The sequence below is a fragment of the Streptomyces sp. DSM 40750 genome (assembly GCF_024612035.1).
Lineage (GTDB): Bacteria > Actinomycetota > Actinomycetes > Streptomycetales > Streptomycetaceae > Streptomyces.
Genome location: NZ_CP102513.1, coordinates 2,929,899 through 2,944,372, shown reverse-complemented (window position 1 = coordinate 2,944,372; position 14,474 = coordinate 2,929,899). Strand labels below are relative to the sequence as shown.

At 71.4% G+C, this 14,474-nt stretch carries 13 protein-coding genes; 1 reads left to right on the top strand and 12 read right to left on the bottom strand.

Annotation, left to right across the window (positions count from 1 at the left end):
• Nucleotides 1–2 precede the first annotated feature (2 nt).
• The 9 genes from JIX55_RS13145 to JIX55_RS13105 form a co-directional block, all read right to left on the bottom strand.
• On the bottom strand, nucleotides 3–557 hold the full coding sequence (locus JIX55_RS13145; RefSeq protein ID WP_257563485.1) for a hypothetical protein: 555 nt from the start codon (nucleotides 555–557) through the stop codon (nucleotides 3–5).
• Entirely contained in the window at nucleotides 554–2,257 is a 1,704-nt protein-coding gene (locus JIX55_RS13140) for a class I adenylate-forming enzyme family protein (RefSeq protein ID WP_257563484.1), read from the bottom strand. Before JIX55_RS13140 ends, JIX55_RS13145 begins: the two co-directional genes overlap by 4 nt.
• A complete protein-coding gene (locus JIX55_RS13135) occupies nucleotides 2,244–3,188 on the bottom strand; it encodes a hypothetical protein (RefSeq protein ID WP_257563483.1) in 945 nt (314 codons plus the stop codon). Before JIX55_RS13135 ends, JIX55_RS13140 begins: the two co-directional genes overlap by 14 nt.
• Nucleotides 3,185–4,645 (bottom strand): beta-ketoacyl-[acyl-carrier-protein] synthase family protein, encoded by a 1,461-nt coding sequence (locus JIX55_RS13130; RefSeq protein ID WP_257563482.1) that lies wholly within the window; start codon nucleotides 4,643–4,645, stop codon nucleotides 3,185–3,187. Before JIX55_RS13130 ends, JIX55_RS13135 begins: the two co-directional genes overlap by 4 nt.
• Nucleotides 4,635–4,928 (bottom strand): acyl carrier protein, encoded by a 294-nt coding sequence (locus tag JIX55_RS13125; RefSeq protein WP_257563481.1) that lies wholly within the window; start codon nucleotides 4,926–4,928, stop codon nucleotides 4,635–4,637. The genes JIX55_RS13130 and JIX55_RS13125 overlap by 11 nt, the downstream gene beginning before the upstream one ends.
• A complete protein-coding gene (locus JIX55_RS13120; RefSeq protein WP_177261679.1) occupies nucleotides 4,925–5,209 on the bottom strand; it encodes an acyl carrier protein in 285 nt (94 codons plus the stop codon). Before JIX55_RS13120 ends, JIX55_RS13125 begins: the two co-directional genes overlap by 4 nt.
• A gap of 63 nt (nucleotides 5,210–5,272) precedes the next feature.
• Entirely contained in the window at nucleotides 5,273–6,688 is a 1,416-nt protein-coding gene (locus tag JIX55_RS13115) for a class I adenylate-forming enzyme family protein (protein WP_257563480.1), read from the bottom strand.
• Nucleotides 6,689–6,694: 6 nt separating this feature from the next.
• On the bottom strand, nucleotides 6,695–7,930 hold the full coding sequence (locus JIX55_RS13110) for a 3-dehydroquinate synthase II (RefSeq protein ID WP_257563479.1): 1,236 nt from the start codon (nucleotides 7,928–7,930) through the stop codon (nucleotides 6,695–6,697).
• Nucleotides 7,927–8,754 (bottom strand): class I fructose-bisphosphate aldolase family protein, encoded by an 828-nt coding sequence (locus tag JIX55_RS13105; RefSeq protein WP_257563478.1) that lies wholly within the window; start codon nucleotides 8,752–8,754, stop codon nucleotides 7,927–7,929. Before JIX55_RS13105 ends, JIX55_RS13110 begins: the two co-directional genes overlap by 4 nt.
• A gap of 507 nt (nucleotides 8,755–9,261) precedes the next feature.
• On the opposite strand from JIX55_RS13105, the gene JIX55_RS13100 reads away from it, so the two are divergent.
• On the top strand, nucleotides 9,262–10,635 hold the full coding sequence (locus tag JIX55_RS13100) for an MFS transporter (RefSeq protein ID WP_257563477.1): 1,374 nt from the start codon (nucleotides 9,262–9,264) through the stop codon (nucleotides 10,633–10,635).
• A 278-nt stretch (nucleotides 10,636–10,913) separates the two neighbouring features.
• On the opposite strand, the gene pgl is transcribed toward JIX55_RS13100, so the two are convergent.
• Genes pgl through zwf form a run of 3 tightly spaced genes read right to left on the bottom strand, consistent with a single transcriptional unit; the run spans nucleotide 10,914 to nucleotide 14,469 of the window.
• Nucleotides 10,914–11,696 (bottom strand): 6-phosphogluconolactonase, encoded by a 783-nt coding sequence (gene pgl, locus JIX55_RS13095; RefSeq protein WP_257563476.1) that lies wholly within the window; start codon nucleotides 11,694–11,696, stop codon nucleotides 10,914–10,916.
• The gene (gene opcA, locus JIX55_RS13090) at nucleotides 11,693–12,949 is read right to left on the bottom strand and encodes a glucose-6-phosphate dehydrogenase assembly protein OpcA (RefSeq protein WP_257563475.1); all 1,257 of its coding nucleotides are present in this window, start codon (nucleotides 12,947–12,949) and stop codon (nucleotides 11,693–11,695) included. The genes pgl and opcA overlap by 4 nt, the downstream gene beginning before the upstream one ends.
• Entirely contained in the window at nucleotides 12,946–14,469 is a 1,524-nt protein-coding gene (gene zwf / locus JIX55_RS13085; protein WP_257563474.1) for a glucose-6-phosphate dehydrogenase, read from the bottom strand. The genes opcA and zwf overlap by 4 nt, the downstream gene beginning before the upstream one ends.
• Between the last annotated feature and the right edge of the window lie 5 nt (nucleotides 14,470–14,474).

Here is a 14,474-nt window from a genome sequence, read left to right as displayed (position 1 = left end):
CCTCAGCCCTCCGAACCGGGCGCGACGGACGGGGCGACCCGCATGAGCAGACGGCACGCCTTGTCGCCGTCCCGCAGACAGCTCTCGGCCCTGTTCTCCGTGAGGGCCACTCCGAGACCCTCGGACCAGCCGGCGTGGATGGCGGTGCACGGGCAGCGGTAGCCCTCCAGCGAACCGGCCATCCGGACCATGGTGATCGCGAAGTTCCGCTTCAGGGTGAGCACGATCAGGTCGTCGTCCTCGACCTCGGTGGAGGCGTTGCGCAGTTCCGGCGGGAACATCCGGTCGCCGCAGTCGTCGTAGCGGCGGCGCAGTTCTTCCAGGTCCTTGCGGCTGTCGCCGGTGTCCGGGAGCGGGCCGTACAGCCGGGCGACCCGCTGCCCGACGTGCAGGGCGACCTTGCCCAGCGCCTCCGCGTTGATCTCGTTCGCGGTCTCCTGCCCGAACCGCGCGGCCACCCCCTGGTACCAGTTGGCGTCGTGCTGCCACCACAGCCGGTACGCCTCACTCGCCCGGGCGCGGTGATTGACGCCGTCGGCGTCGGTGTTCGTGCTCATGCGTGCTGCTCCTTGGCGGCGACCGCGTCGGCCATGTGGGCGGCGAACCGGTCGCGCATCACTCGTTTGAGAACCTTGCCGGTGGCTCCCTTGGCCACGTCGTCGGGCTTCATCCGCAGGGCCCGGGTCACCGGCGGGACCCCCGCGGCCGTCAGCACGGCGTTGACCCGCGCGGTCCACACCTCGTCGCCGTCACCGCTGTCCTCGGTCCCGCTCTCGTCCGCGACCTGGAGCAGCGCGTACGCCTCGGCCTCGCCGTCGCCGTCCCAGTCCGCGCGTACGCCGTCGGGGGCGACCCCGACCACCGTGCAGTCGGCGAGTCCGGGCAGCCCGGCCAGGAGCAGTTCCTCGGTGCGCGTGCTGAAGACGATGCCGGCGCGGGTACGGACGGCGTCCGGGGCCCGGTCGAGGTGGTAGAAGTTGCCGTCCTCGTCCTGGTGGGCGAGGTCGCCGGTGAGCCAGTAGCCGCCGAGCCGCATCCGGTTCCAGGTCAGCGAGTCGTTCCAGTACCCCGGCGTGAGCGTGGGCGACTTGAGGCCCAGGCGGCCGATCTGTCCGGGCGGCAGCGGGGTGCCGTCCTCGGCCAGCACCGCGGCCTCGGCGAAGCTGATGGGCTTGCCGACGCAGCGGGAGTAGGCCGAGGTGTCCTTGGTATGCCGGTTGTGGAAGACGGAGTAGCCGGCCTCCGACGAACCGAGCCCGTCCACGAACACCGAGCCGTCGACGCGGACGCGGCTCAGGTCCCGCCGGATCTCAAGACGGCTCCCGTGCTGGACGAGCGCCCGGATGTGCGCCTCGTGCGCCGCGTCCCCGGTGTTGAACCACACCTGCACGCTGGACAGATCACGTGCCGTCAGATCCTCCGCCGCCATCTCGCCGAAGGTCCCGGCGAACGCCAGCACGGTCGTCGGCCGGAACTCCTCGACCGCGTCCAGCACATCCGTACCGCGCTGGCTGGACAGCAGCTTGATGTCCGTGCGCAGCAGCAGGCAGTACAGCAGCGTCGCCACCATCGCGTTGTGCGCGCCCGGCAGCCCCACCAGCGTGCGCTCCATGTCGGCCCCGGTGGAGAAGCGCAGCCGGTGCAACTGGGCGTACATCAGCGTCCGGTGGGTGTGTGGCACACCCTTGGGCAGGCCGGTGGTGCCGGACGAGTGGGAGATGAGCACGGGGTCGGTCGGGTCGTGCCGGTACGGGTACGACGGCGGAAGCGACGCGCGGTGCTCCGGCCGGATCCCGGCGGCGGTGACGCAGAAGCCGAGCCCGATCTCGTCTCCCGTCAGCACCTCGCGGTGCGCCTCGTCCGTGAAGGCGCCCACCGCGCCCTGCCGGCGGACGTACTTCCGGGCGATCTCCGGGGACAGATTGCCGTTGACGAACGACGGGACGGCGCCGAGTGACGTCAGCGCCAGGAAGTTCACCGCGAACTCGGCCGCCGAGTAGGAGTGGATGGCCACCGGGTCGCGGGGCCGCACGCCCTGGGCCGCGTACCAGCCCGCGTACGTCTCGACCACCTCGTACAACTGCCCGAGCGTCAGCACCTCGGGCCGGCTGCCGTCCGGTGCCCGCCAGGTGCCGTCGGTCCGCAACACCGGCTCCTCGAGCGGGCGTTCGTACGCCCGCAGGCGCCGCAGGATGTTGCCGGCGCCGAGTTCGGTGTCGGAGCAGATCCGCGCCCGCTCCTGCCTACTGATGAGCATGGGTCTCCGTCTCGTTTCCATCGGGGAGCGCGTGCGGGAGCGCAGGGGGGAGTGTCGGCCGGGATGCCGGTGAATCGGCGGTGAGGAGGAACGCGGGCGCCCGCTCCTCGGTGACCAGGACGTGGGTGCCCCCCTCCCGCAGCAGTCGCCGGTGCGCGGCGGCCAGGTCGGACAGGCCCTGGACGCTGCCGGGGTGCGTGGCGGGAGCCGGGTCTTCGCCGTCGTACGTCCGGGTCGACCGGATGGTCACCGGTGTGTCGGCGCCGGGGCGGCCGAGCATCACCGCCACCGCCAGCGCGGCGGATTCGGGGAGGTCCGGGACCGGGCGGTCGCTGTCGGCGGAGAGTTCCCGGTAGACGGCGGCCAGCCGTTCGCCGCCGCCCAGTTCCACGCCCATCACCAGGACCTGGTCGAGCTCCGGGTCCTCCAGGAGCAGGTCCGCCATGGCCAGCAGTTCGGTCACCGGGTCGTCGAGGGTGGACAGGCTGAACATCTGGCCGGTGATCCCGAACTCCCGGCTGATGTGGCCCAGTACGGAGTTGGCGGTGGCCTGCATGAACAGCAGCGGGTTGTGGACCCGCCCGGAGACCACCCGCCGGCTCGCCAGGTCCGCGGTGGTGGTGTCCCCCATCAGGCTCGCCAGCGCGACGGCCGTGCGGGAGCCTCCCCCACTCCCGGCTTCGCTCGAGCGGGGGCTGCCCCCATCGGGCCGCTCGGTCAGGCATCGCGCGGCCACCTCGTACGCCAGCGGGCTGAACGCCGATTCCACGAACCCGGGCAGCCGGGGCAGCGGGATGTCGCCGTCGCGCCCGGTGCCGTGGGTCGCGGTGGCGGTGGTGAGGACGCCGAGGGGCGAACGGAGGGGTGCCTTCCCGGCCGACAGGGGCTTGCCCGGGTTCTCCGTCGTCCTTGTGTTCTCCGTTGTCGTCACGGCCGCTCCAGGACGAGTGCGGTGTTGGCGCCCCCGAAGGCGGCGTTGACGGTGAGAGCCCGGCGGAGGTCGGCCCGGCGGGGCTCGTTCGGTACGTAGTCCAGGTCGCACTCCGGGTCCGCCTGGGTGAGACCGGCGGTCGGCGGCAGTACGCCGTCTGTGAGGGCCAGCAGCGTGATCACGAACTCCACGACGCCGGCCGCTTCCAGGAGATGGCCGGTGGTGCTCTTGGTGGAGCTGACCGGTATCGACTCGGCCCGCTCCGGGAAGGCGGCGCGCAGCCCTCGGGTCTCGGCACCGTCGTTGTACTTGGTGCCGGTGCCGTGGGCGTTGACATAGCCGAGGCTCGACCCGTCCGGGTCCCCGGCCAGCCGCAGCGCCTGCCGTGCCGCGCGGGCCAGGCCGACGCCCTCCGGGTGCGGCTGGGCGATGTGGTGGGCGTCGGTGGCCGCACCCCAGCCGACCACGCTCGCCAGCGGCCGGGCCCCGCGCCGCCGGGCGTGCTCGGCCGACTCCAGTACGACGGCCGCGACCCCGTCGCCGAGCAGCAGCCCCGTGCGGTCCGCGCTGAACGGCCGCACCATGCCGTCCCGGGACAGCGCCCGTCCCGAGTCGAACTTCCCGAACGTCTCCTCCTCCACGAGATAGCCGCCGGCGCAGACGGCCGCGTCGATCCGTCCGGAGGAGATCAGCCGACAGGCATGGATGATCGCGGCGGCGGAGGCGACACAGGCGTTGGTGAAGGTCAGCCGGGGCCCGGTCAGCCCGAGGCCCCCGGCCAGCGACTCGGCGAGGTGGGCGGGCACGGCATCGGCGAGCCGCGCCGCCGCCGCGAGGGCCGGGTCGATGCCGAGCGCGTGCCCCTGGCCGGGTCCGGCGAGCCCTCCGGCTTGGGCGAGCCGCGCCGCCGCGACCGCCGCGTCGCTCCGGGGCGCGTGGACCAGGCCGGGTTCGGTGAGCCCCCCGACTTCGGTGCGTCGTCCGACCACTCCGCCCGGCCCGCCCCGGGAGACGTCCCGTGTGGGCCCTTGCGGCGCCGACTCCCGCTGTCCGTTCGTCACCGTGCGCCGCGAAGCGGCCGAGCCGTGGTCCGCGGCGCCGCCACCGCTCCCTTCGGCCCCCGGCCTCCCCGCGGCCTCCCGCCAGTACCGCGTGATGCTCGTGCAGTCACCCGCGATGCCCAGCAGCACCGCCGCGTCCGTCCCCTGCGGCAGGTCCGCCATGGCGAGCGCCTCCGTGCCGCACCGGGCGAGGGCGTGGCGCAGGGCCCAGCCCTCGACCGCGTCGGGGCCGTCGGGGGCGGCGCCGGCCATCGGCGTACGGTACGGGCCGGTGTCGAACCTGGTGGTGGGGGCGAAGGAGGGGATGCCGGCGAATACCCCGCGCCGGAGGGCGTCCGCGCCCGTGCCGAACGCGGTGCGTACGCCGAACCCGGTCACCGTCACGTCACCGGTCAACGTGGCCACCCCCGTCCGCCCCAGCCGCCCCGGCCGCGCTCAGGAACTCGGTGAGCCGCCGGAGCGAGGTCAGGCCCGCGATGTCCTCGTCGCCGGGCTCCACGACCAGGCCGTACCGCTCCTCCACCACATGCAGCAGCCACACCAGCCCGAGCGAGTCCAGGACCAGTTCGGCGTCGTCACCGAGGTCGTCGGGGACACCGGGGAAGATCTTGCGGTCGGACAGCAGTTCCCGGACGGTGTCGACGGTGATGACGGGCGGCGCGGAGGCTTCCGCGCTCATGCCTTCGCCCCGCGCCCGACGACCTCGGCGACCAGCCCGCCGAGGGTCAGGGAGGCCAGGGGCTCGATGTCGGTGTCGGGGATCTCCACGCCGAACCGTGACTCCAGCCGCAGCGTGAGCTCGATCAGGCTCAGGGAGTCCAGCTCCAGCCCGCCGACGGTCACCGGGCTCTCGTCCGTGATGCCGTCGCGGCTCAGCAGGATGTTCATCTCGTCGATGACCGTGGTCAGGACGAACTCACGGATCTCGTTGTCCAGGGTGGACGTGCTCATGATCGCCATCTCCATGTGGAATGTCGTGCGAGGGCCATGCGAAAAGTCGTACGGGAGGTGCTCGTCGAGCGGCTACGCGCCGCTCGCCGCCGCCTGGAGCGTCGCCGCCTGGCGGACCAGCTTCCCGTTGGAGGTGCGGGGCAGGGACTCCAGCACCCGGATCACGCGGGGCAGCTTGTAGTCGGCCAGCCGCTCCCGGCACCAGCGCAGCAGCTCCTCCGCCGACGGGTTCTCGGCCCCGGCGGCGACCGCCACGTACGCCTCGGTGACGTCCTCGTGGACCAGGACCGCCTGTTCGACGGCCGGGTGCGCGCGCAGTACGTGCTCGACCTCGGTGAGGTCGACCTTGAGGCCGCCGATGACGACGAGGGAGTCGGCGCGGCCGCCCACGGTGACCGTGCCGTCGGCTGCCACGCGGGCCCGGTCGCGGGTGTGCAGCCAGCCGTCCGTGTACTGGGTGCCGCCGGAGTCGAAGAGATACGGCGACTCGGTGAGCGCGACGTCCAGTTCGCCCTTGTGTTCCCGGACCACGACACCCGGCGCGGGCCGTCCGACCGAGGGCCGGAGCGCGCCGCCGACATCGATGGCGACGATGCCGGTCTCGGTGGTGCCGTACGCCTCGCCGACCCCTACGCCGTACCGTTCGGCGAACCGCACGGCGACCTCGGGAGGCATCAGCTCGCCGCCGGAGACCGCGGTCCGCAGCTCGGGCAGCTCGGGGGGATCGAGGGCGGCGGCGAGCAGCTCGTAGTGCATCGGCACCCCGAACAGGGTGGTGATCCGGTGCTCGGCCGAGGTCCGCAGGATGTCGCGGGCCGAGACCCGGGGCGCGAAGACGACGGAGACGCCGGCCGCCAGCGAGTGCAGCAGCCCGCCGAGCAGTCCGAAGCTGTGCGCGGTGGAGCTGAGCAGCAGCAGCCGGTCGCCCTCGGCCGGCATGCCGGGGACCGCGGCGAACGACTCGATCTCGGCGGCGATCGACGCGGCGGTCCTGCCGATCACCTTCGGCCGCCCGGTGGAGCCCGAGCTGAACTGCACCAGCCGATGCCCGCCGGCGGCCGGCCGCCCGGCCCTGCGGCACTCGGTGGCGACCTCGTACTCGGGCCGGAAGCCGAACGCCGCCCGGACGTTGGAGCCCGCCCGGACCATGAACTGCGGTCGGCAGGTGGCGCAGAGCGCGTCCACCTCGGCGGGCTTCAGCCGGAAGTCGAAGAGCATCACCTGAGCGCCCAGCCGCCACAGTGCGAGCAGCACCTCGACCTGGGTGAAGCTGGGCGGCGTCTGCAGCCCCACGGTGGAGCCGGGCCCGATGTCGTAACCGGCGAACACGGCGGCCTGCTTGGCCACCCGCTCCCGTAACTCACCCCTGGTGACGGTCCCCTGTTGGTGCGTCAGATACGGCAGACCGTCGCCCCGCGCGTCGAACAGCCGCTGGACCAGGACACCCATCCCGTCCCGGCCGGCCGCGGCCGCCACGAGTTCGCCCATGAGGCCTCAGACCTCCTTGCAGAACTCGCCGATGGGCAGGCCCACATGGCGCTTGTCCTGGGCCAGATAGCCGAGCAACTCGTCACCGGTCTGCAGCTCGGTGACGTTGAGGACCTTGCCGCCCGGGCCCAGCACCCGCACATGCCAGTCGTCCTGCACGGTGAGGCTGACCAGCCGCCCGTCCTCCGCGTGCGTACGGATCTCCAGGAGCGGCCGTGACTCCAGCTTGGCCCTCCCGACCACCACCCGCCGGGTGCGGCCGTCGGCGCCGACCGCCAGCAGGGCGCTGCCGGAGCCCACCTCGCTGAGGTAGTTGGTCCGGTTCTCGGGGCCCAGCGTGTACGAGTGCAGGGCGCCGGCGTTGACCCGGAACGGCCGGGTCGGCATGTACGGCAGCGGGTGGGTCTCGCTGCAGCAGAGCACGAACCCGGACGAGTACGAGCCGACGAGGATGCCCTCGTCCTCCTCGAAGTGCGAGCAGGTGTCCACACAGACCCGGTCGCCGAGCCCGACGTGCCGGATGCTCTCGACGGTCAGCGTGGACAGCTCCAGCTGCGGGGTCGTCGCCTCCAGCAGCCGGGCCAGCGCGAACACGTCGTCGGCGCCGCGGGGCGTGAACAGGATGCCGTCCGAACCGCGTTCGAGGACGTCGAAGACGATGGCCGCCTCCTCCAGGTCCCCGACGACCGTCACCAGCTTGCCCTCGGCCGACTCGGCCGCCGCGAGCACGATCTCCAACGGGATCTTCGTCGGATCCGCGAAGTGGATCACCGTGTACGGCAGCGCCATCGCGCCCACGCACGACAGCTGAAGGGTGCGGTCGTCCCGTACGTCGACAAAGCCGGCGACGGGCGTACCGGTGACCGGCGTACCCGTGGCGGGCGGGCCGGCGGTGGCCCGGTTCTCCGCGGCCAGGGCGTCCAGCTCGTCCTGGGTGGTGAACTTCCGCAGCAGGAGGTCGATTCCGGAACCGGTGGAGGCCCTGGCGTCGGCCGCGGCCCTGGCTTCGGCTCGGGCGGCTTCCTTGTCCCCCTTGCCGTCGGCCTTCTCGCCCGCCTTCTTCGCGGGAGCCGCCGCCGGTCCGCCGGGAACCAGCACCCGGGTCACGGTCGGCGGCAGCGTCCCCAGCAACTCGGCGTCGGCGGAGACCACCCCGGCCATCCGGGCGTGGACGGCCGCGTCCACCACCGCCTGGAGCTGCGGACGGGGGACTTCACGGAGATCGATCCACGCGAACCTCATGCGACACCTGCCACGATCGTCGAGTAATGAGTAGGGGTAGTCATGCTCATGTCACTAGTGATTCCGTCGGCGCCGTGCACCACCGCGGCCAGCCGGGACACCAGGGCGGCGGGGGAGGGGGCCGAGAAGATCCGGCGGCCGACGGCCAGTCCCCGGCAGCCGGCGGCCATCACGGCGGTGCCGTACTCGATGAGGTCGGAGCCGTCCGGTGGTCCGCCGGCCGCGAGGACGGGGATGGGGCTGTGGGCCACCACCTCGGCCATCCGGTCGAGCGGCAGGGCGACGGAGGTCTTCACCATGTCGGCGCCCAGATCCGCGGCGACGTTCACGATGTGCGAGAGGAGGGCGGGATCGTGCGGGTTCTCGATCCGGGGACCACGCGGATAGACCATCGCGATCAGCGGCATGCCCCAGATGTCGCACGAACGGGCCACCGCCCCCAGGTCGGCGAGCTGCCGCCCCTCGGTGTCCGAGCCGATGTTCACATGGACGCTCACCGCGTCCGCGCCGAGTGCCACCGCCTCCTCGACATCGCCGACCAGCACCTTGGCGTCGACATCGGCGGAACAGGCCGTACTGGCGCTCAGGTGCACCACCAGCGCGCAGGTCTTGAGGACGTCCGGGGCGAGTGTGCGGGCACGTCCCTTGTGGACGATGATCCCGTCGGCCCCGCCGGCCACCAACGCCTTCAACAGCTCTTCCCATTGCCCGGGAGGGGTGACCGGGCCGTCCGAAACGCTGTGGTCGAGCGGTATGAGCAAGTGCCGGTCGTCACCGGCCAGCGAAAGTCTTCTCAATCGTAATGGCTTGCCACTTTTCAGCATGGCTAAAGCGCCTTCCCGGCTCTGAGGTCGCATTTCAGAAAGTCGAACCGCGGCAACCCCGTTGTGGTCTCCATGTCCGAAAAACGATGGTCGTAGAACTTTCAAGTTCTGCCGGACGTCAGCATTTCGTGGGTGATCGGGTGTTGGCAAGGCGTGATCGTCGGCAAATTTTTATGCGGACATAGGCATGAATATTGACAGCCACTTGACAGGAATCCCGGGTTGACGGCGCCGAAGGATGGTGTTCGTCGCATATTTTGGCGATCTGTCCCCACGCATAGCGGCATCACATGTTTTAAATGTCGTTGTCCTGCGTAATCGACTCCTTTCTTCCGGCGAAAACATTCGACGGGGTCTTCCGGCGGTCTTCTCCCGGGCCCTTCCTTGTGGAAATCGAATTTCCCGGCCTAGGGTGACAGGCACACTCCGGTTCGTGTTTCATGCGTGGCCGTCCCCCTCTGGGCCCGGACCATTCGTGTCCCGGGCATACCGGAAGTGAGCCCCCCCATGCCCGAATCCCCGTCCAAGACCGCCGCCGAGGCCGTCGGCCCCAGACCGGCCGCCTTACCGTCGTCGCCGGCCGAGTCGAGCAAGGCGCCGAAGGTCGCCGCCGCGAGCCTCATCGGCACCACGATCGAGTACTACGACTTCGCCGTGTACGGCACGGCCTCCGCGCTCGTCCTCGGCCCCGCCTTCTTCCCCTCCGGCAACGCCACGGTTTCCTCCCTCGCCGCGTTCCTCACCTTCGCCGCGGCCTTCCTGTCCCGCCCGCTCGGCGTCGTGCTCTTCGGCACGATCGGCGACCGGCTGGGCCGCCGGCACGCCCTGGTCGCGTCCCTCCTGCTGATGGGCGTCGCGACGGTCGGCGTCGGCCTGCTGCCGACGTACGAGACCGCCGGACTCCTCGCCCCCGTACTCCTGGTGACCCTCCGTCTGCTGCAGGGCGTCAGCATGGGCGGCGAGTGGGGCGGCGCGGTACTGCTGGCCGCCGAACACGCCCCGCCCGGGCGCCGGGCGTTCTACGCCGCCGTCCCGAACGTCGGCCCCTCCCTCGGCTTCCTGCTCTCCAGCGCCGTCATCCTCCCCACCCTCAACATCGTGGGCCGCGACGGCTTCACCGAGTGGGCGTGGCGCCTTCCGTTCCTGCTCAGCGCCGTGCTTGTCGTGGTGGGGCTGTGGGTGCGGACGACAGTCTCGGAGTCACCGGTGTTCAGCGCGGAGGCCCGCCGTACGACGACGGAGCAGGCCTCGTCGTCGGCCTCGGGGTCCCGCTTTCCGCTCGGGGTGCTCATCACCCGGTATCCCGGTCGGCTGCTGCTCGGCACCGGGGCGGCGATCGGTGGTTCGGCCGTCTACTACCTGACCATCGTGTACAGCCTGTCCTACGGGCCGAAGGCACTCGGTATTCCGCAGAACACGATGCTCACCGCCGCGAGTGTGGGGGCGGCCGCCGGGATCGCCGTCACTCTGCCCGTCGCTCGGCTCGCGGACCGGGTCGGGCGGCGGCCGGTGATGCTGGCGGGCGCGGTCGGCTGTGTCGTGTGGGCCGTCCCCATGTACGCGTCTCTCAGCTCGGGCAACGCGCTCGTCATCACCGGTGCGTACACCGTCGGGCTCATGCTGCTCGCCCTGATGTTCTCGCCGGTGGCGGCGTTCCTCGCGGAGCTGTTCCCGGCGAGGTTGCGCTACACCGGGGCGTCGGCGGCGTTCATCCTGGCCAACACGCTGGGCGGCGGCTTCGCTCCGCTCGTCGCGACGTGGCTGAACAGCCAGTGGTCGTCGCCGCTGGTGCTCGGCTTCTACACGGGCGGGTTGTGCCTGGTCAGTCTGTTGTGTCTGCTGGCGTTGCCGGAGACACGTGAGGAGGAGTTCGCGGCCTGAGTTTCGCCCCCGCGGCCCCTTCGCCCCCGCCGCGCAGAAGAACTCGGGGTGCGGGGTTCGTGGGCGGGCGGTGGGTGGTTGCTCGCGCAGTTCCCCGCGCCCCTGAAAAGCATGGGGCTGCGCCCCGGCTTTTTATCGGCCCGCAGGGCCGTTCAAGGGGCGCGGGGAACTGCGCGACCAGCCCCCGCCCACCCGCAGCCAACGCACCTACCCGCAAGTCCCCCGAAAGATCAGCGGGGTCTGAGGGCGGCAGCCCCCAGCGGGGGCGAACCACTGCCTCAGGGCGACGCCGGCGGATACAGCGAGCGCGGCAGCTGCGAAGCCGCCGCCGCGTCCAGCAGCCACAACGTCCGGGACCTGCCCCGCGCCCCCGCCGCCGGGGCCTGGATCTCGCCGGCCCCGGACAGCGCGATGGCCGCGGCCCGCGCCTTGTCCTCACCGGCCGCGAGCAGCCACACCTCCCGCGCCGCCCGAATCGCCGGCAGCGTCAGCGTGACCCGCGTCGGCGGCGGCTTCGGCGCACCATGCACCCCCACCACCATCCGCTCGGTCTCCCTCACGGCCGGCAACTCGGGGAAGAGCGAGGCCACATGGGTGTCCGGTCCGACCCCCAGCATCAGCACGTCGAACGTCGGCACAGAGCCGTGGTTCTCGGGCACCGCCGCCCGCGCCAGCTCCTCCGCGTAAGCCGAGGCCGCCGCGTCGACATCGGTACCCCACGGCCCGTCCGACGCGGGCATGGCGTGCACCCGCTTCGGATCCACCGGCACCGAGTCCAGCAACGCCTCCCGGGCCTGGGTGACATTGCGCTCCGGGTCGCCCTCGGGCAGGAACCGCTCGTCGCCCCACCACAGGTCCAGCCGACCCCAGTCGATCGCGTCCCGAGCGGGCGCCGCCGCCAGCGCGGCGAGCAGACCGTTGCCGTTGCGGCCGCCCGTGAGGACCACCGAGGCGTAGCCGCGCGAGGCCTGCGCGTCCACGATCTTGGTGATCAGCCGGGCAGCCGCGGCCTGAGCCATCAGCTCCTTGTCGTGGTGCACGACCAACTGGGGAGTGATCATGGCGTGGCCGCCTTCTTCACCGGCGGCATCTGCGCCGGAGTGGGCCGATCGGAGTCATCGTCGCCGACCGAACCCGTAGAGCCGTCCGAACCAGCCGACCCCGTCGACCCCGTCGGAGCCGCGGGCGGCAGCGCCGGCGCGGACGCCCGAGCCGGAGCGGCACTCGGCGCGACGGCCGAACCGAGGCCGGAGCCGAAGCCGGAAGCCGAAGCGGCTCCCGGACCACGAGCACCGGCCGTATCAGACCCAGCCGTCGTGCCGGTCGCCCCAGACCCGGTCCCAGCCGGGGGCGTCGCCGTCGTGGCAGCCGTCAACGCACTCCCCGACGCACCCCCCAGCCGATCCACCCCGAACCGCAGCGCCGACGCATACGTGTCGTCCGGGTCCAGCCTGCGCAGCTCCTCCGCCAGCAGCTCGGACGTCTCGCGGCGCTTCAACGCGACCGCCCGGTCCGGCTGGTCCTCCAGCGTGAGCAGGGCGAGACCCCCGTTGGGCCGGTACAGCCGGATGGGACCGGTACTCGTCAGCATCCGCACCTCGTTGAGGCCGGGCCCGGCCGACACCCCACGCCGTACATGGACGTGCAGCCGGTCCGCCAGCCACATCGCCAGCAGCTCCACGCTCGGGTTGTACTGCTCGCCCTGCACCTCCGCGGAGATGACCTCGCAGTCCACCTGGTCGAGGGCGGCGGCCAGCATGGAGCGCCAGGGGGTGATCCGGGTCCAGGCCAGATCCGTGTCGCCGGGCTCGTAGTTGTCGGCGCGGGTACGCAGCTCGTCGATGGGCTTCTCGGCGGCGTAGCTGTCGGTGACCCGGCGCTGGGCGAGCGCGCCCAGCGGGTCGCGTGCCGGGTCGAGCGGCGCGTTGACCGGCCACCAGACGACCACCGGCGCGTCCGGAAGCAGCAGCGGAAGCACCACCGACTGGGCGTGGTCCGCGACCTCGCCGTACAGCCGCAGTACGACCGTCTCGCCGGTGCCCGCGTCCGCGCCCACCCGTACCTCGGCGTCGAGGCGGGACTTCGTACGGTCGCGGGGGGAACGGGAGACGCGCTTGATGACCACGATCGTGCGCGAGGGGTGCTCGCGGGACGCGTCGTTGGCCGACTTGAGCGCGTCGTACGCGTTCTCCTCGTCCGTCACGATGACCAGCGTGAGCACCATGCCGACGGCCGGGGTGCCTATCGCCCGACGGGCCTTCACCAGCGCCTTGTTGATCTTGCTGGCCGTGGTGTCCGTGAGGTCTGTCTTCATGGCCGGCGCCAGCTCCGTCCGTCTCGTTCGAGCATCTGGTCCGCCTCGACGGGGCCCCAGGTACCCGCCTGGTACTGCGCGGGCCTGCCGTGCTTGTCCCAGTACTCCTCGATCGGGTCGAGGATCTTCCAGGACAGCTCGACCTCCTCGGTGCGCGGGAAGAGGTTCGAGTCGCCGAGCAGGACGTCCAGGATGAGGCGTTCGTACGCCTCGGGGCTGGACTCCGTGAAGGACTCGCCGTACGCGAAGTCCATGGACACGTCCCGGATCTCCATCGAGGTGCCGGGGACCTTCGAACCGAAGCGGACCGTCACACCCTCGTCCGGCTGGACGCGGATGACGATCGCGTTCTGGCCCAGCTCCTCGGTGGCGGTGGAGTCGAAGGGGGAGTGCGGGGCGCGCTGGAAGACGACCGCGATCTCCGTGACGCGGCGGCCGAGACGCTTGCCCGTCCGCAGATAGAAGGGGACTCCCGCCCAACGGCGGTTGTCGACCTCGACCTTGATCGCCGCGTAGGTGTCGGTCTTCGACTTGCGGTCGATGCCGTCCTCTTCGAGGTAGCCGATGACCTTCTCGCCGCCCTGCCAGCCGGCCGCGTACTGCGCGAACACGGTGTCCCGGCCGAGGTCCTTCGGCAGCTTCACCGCGCCGAGCACCTTGGTCTTCTCTGCGGCGAGCGCGTCCGCGTCGAAGGAGGCGGGCTCCTCCATGGCGGTCAGCGCCATCAGTTGGAGAAGGTGGTTCTGGATGACGTCACGGGCCGCGCCGATGCCGTCGTAGTAGCCCGCGCGGCCGCCGATGCCGATGTCCTCGGCCATCGTGATCTGTATGTGGTCGACGAAGGACCGGTTCCAGATCGGCTCGAACATCGTGTTGGCGAAGCGGAGCGCCAGGATGTTCTGGACGGTCTCCTTGCCGAGGTAGTGGTCGATGCGGAAGACCTGGTCCGGGGCGAAGACCTCTTCCACGGTCGTGTTGAGCTCCTCGGCCGACTCCAGGTTGTGGCCGAACGGCTTCTCGATGACCGCGCGCCGCCAGGAACCGCTCGACTGGTCGGCCAGGCCGTGCTTCTTCAGCTGCTGGATGACGACCGGGAAGGCGGACGGCGGCACGGAGAGGTAGAAGGCGAAGTTGCCGCCCGTGCCCTGCGCCTTGTCCAGCTCCTGGATGGTGTCGCGCAGCCGCTCGAAGGACTCGTCGTCGTCGAAGGTGCCCTGGACGAAGCGCATGCCCTGGATGAGTTGCTGCCAGACCTCCTCGCGGAAGGGCGTACGGGCGTGCTCCTTGACCGCGTCGTGGACCTCCTGTGCGAAGTCCTCGTTGGCCCACTCACGACGGGCGAAGCCGACGAGCGAGAAGCCCGGCGGCAGCAGTCCGCGGTTGGCGAGGTCGTACACGGCAGGCATCAGCTTTTTACGTGACAAATCGCCTGTGACGCCGAAGATGACCAGGCCCGACGGCCCCGCGATACGCGGGAGCCGTCGGTCCGCGGCGTCACGCAGCGGATTGCTGCTCGACAAGGTGT

What these genes read in the sequence shown, in the direction of transcription:
- JIX55_RS13145 (WP_257563485.1), bottom strand. Translation starts at nt 557, where the DNA reads ATGAGCACGAACACCGACGCCGACGGCGTCAATCACCGCGCCCGGGCG.
- JIX55_RS13140 (WP_257563484.1), bottom strand. Translation starts at nt 2,257, where the DNA reads ATGCTCATCAGTAGGCAGGAGCGGGCGCGGATCTGCTCCGACACCGAA.
- JIX55_RS13125 (WP_257563481.1), bottom strand. Translation starts at nt 4,928, where the DNA reads ATGAGCGCGGAAGCCTCCGCGCCGCCCGTCATCACCGTCGACACCGTC.
- JIX55_RS13120 (WP_177261679.1), bottom strand. Translation starts at nt 5,209, where the DNA reads ATGGCGATCATGAGCACGTCCACCCTGGACAACGAGATCCGTGAGTTC.
- JIX55_RS13115 (WP_257563480.1), bottom strand. Translation starts at nt 6,688, where the DNA reads ATGGGCGAACTCGTGGCGGCCGCGGCCGGCCGGGACGGGATGGGTGTC.
- JIX55_RS13110 (WP_257563479.1), bottom strand. Translation starts at nt 7,930, where the DNA reads ATGAGGTTCGCGTGGATCGATCTCCGTGAAGTCCCCCGTCCGCAGCTC.
- JIX55_RS13105 (WP_257563478.1), bottom strand. Translation starts at nt 8,754, where the DNA reads ATGCTGAAAAGTGGCAAGCCATTACGATTGAGAAGACTTTCGCTGGCC.
- JIX55_RS13100 (WP_257563477.1), top strand. Translation starts at nt 9,262, where the DNA reads ATGCCCGAATCCCCGTCCAAGACCGCCGCCGAGGCCGTCGGCCCCAGA.
- pgl (WP_257563476.1), bottom strand. Translation starts at nt 11,696, where the DNA reads ATGATCACTCCCCAGTTGGTCGTGCACCACGACAAGGAGCTGATGGCT.
- opcA (WP_257563475.1), bottom strand. Translation starts at nt 12,949, where the DNA reads ATGAAGACAGACCTCACGGACACCACGGCCAGCAAGATCAACAAGGCG.